Genomic DNA, 1,235 nt, shown 5'->3' on the forward strand with positions numbered 1-1,235 from the left:
GGCTTTCAGGTTAAGAACTAACTTTGCGAGACTGTCATCAACGTCATCAAAAAGCCCGGCGACGGTTCTATCGTTTCGATATGAGTAACGCTCCGAAGCACCCAAGTCAGCGTCAGGACCTCAAAAGGTGGGACGATGAGGGTGGCGCACCTCGATCAGGTCACCGCTCCTGTGAGCCGGACCACCCGTCTACGAACAAGTTAGAAACGGCTCTCTATTACTTCAATATTAGGACCGAGGGTGGCGTTATCGAAGACCCGGAAGGGGTGACGCGCTCTGACCTTCAAGCCGTTCGAAAGGAGGCGCTCGCCAGCGCCCGCGACTTGATTGCAGAAGGCGATCAGAAGGGCGAGGAGCGGCGACGCTGGCGCTTCGAGATCATGGATAGAGCCAATCAGCACGTATTGACGGTCGGGTTCTCCGAAGCGCTCGATTCCGAAACACCCGGTTAAGTCCGAGGAAGCCAACTGCCGCAGCGCCGCTACGGGCGTCGGGAAGCGAGCCAATCATGAGCAAAAGCCCCCTCAGCGTCACTCAGAGAGTTGTGAACTCCGTCTGGAAAGCCGTGAGGATGTTGGAAGATCGCGCCGCACCGATCTCGAAGACGAAGCTCAACGGGCGGCGCGGCTATGGCGACGACGGAATTGCGTCGCCGGATCAGGAGACTCCTCACGAGAAGTGATCCGAAAGGATGTCTGCCTTTGCCGCCGCTACTGGCGGTGAACGCTAGAGACACCGCGACCGGATCAGTGCTCACCAATGATACTTGATCATGAGCATGTAGATGGCGAGAATGCCTGCCATCATGAGGAGCGCGATCAGCACCTGGGAGAGCATCACATGAGCCCCAGGATCACCGCTCCGCAGAACAACAATGCCAGAGCAGCACCAAAGATCGCTTCGTTTTCGTAGGAAACATAGGACTTGAGCCGCGCAATCATGGCGACCTCCTAATCTTGTCGCAAGTATACGCGCATCGTCGTCGGAAATATACGAATATCGTCGAGAAAAAATGTCTAATATCTAAGGGAAATTGTAAATTTCCGCCCTGACAGGAAGGGTCAATTGACTTGCGAAGACTAAGCGGGGTGCGACCGTTCTTCGTTCGAAACCCGGTCCGCAGGCTTTCAAGCCACGCTTGGAAAGCGATCGTAGTGAGCTAAGTTCTCTTGGCATTGCACACGCCAGTCGGGGAAGTCTCAAGTTTTCATGATTGGTAATCGTATGCGATCGGA

2 protein-coding genes are annotated in these 1,235 nt (G+C 55.1%); both read left to right on the forward strand.

Annotated elements, in window-relative coordinates:
* Window positions 1-80 precede the first annotated feature (80 nt).
* Complete coding sequence (locus FEZ63_RS26320) at window positions 81-452, forward strand: DUF6894 family protein (RefSeq protein ID WP_420846322.1); 372 nt, start codon at window positions 81-83, stop codon at window positions 450-452.
* Between the two features lie 56 nt (window positions 453-508).
* The gene (locus FEZ63_RS24900; protein ID WP_153245873.1) at window positions 509-682 is read left to right on the forward strand and encodes a hypothetical protein; all 174 of its coding nucleotides are present in this window, start codon (window positions 509-511) and stop codon (window positions 680-682) included.
* Window positions 683-1,235 lie beyond the last annotated feature (553 nt).

Origin of the sequence: Microvirga brassicacearum (genome assembly GCF_008757455.1) — a bacterium.
GTDB lineage: Bacteria > Pseudomonadota > Alphaproteobacteria > Rhizobiales > Beijerinckiaceae > Microvirga > Microvirga brassicacearum.

Bases quoted from the DNA above. Each gene is read 5' to 3' on its own strand.
- FEZ63_RS26320 (WP_420846322.1), top strand. From the start codon at position 81: ATGAGTAACGCTCCGAAGCACCCAAGTCAGCGTCAGGACCTCAAAAGG.
- FEZ63_RS24900 (WP_153245873.1), top strand. From the start codon at position 509: ATGAGCAAAAGCCCCCTCAGCGTCACTCAGAGAGTTGTGAACTCCGTC.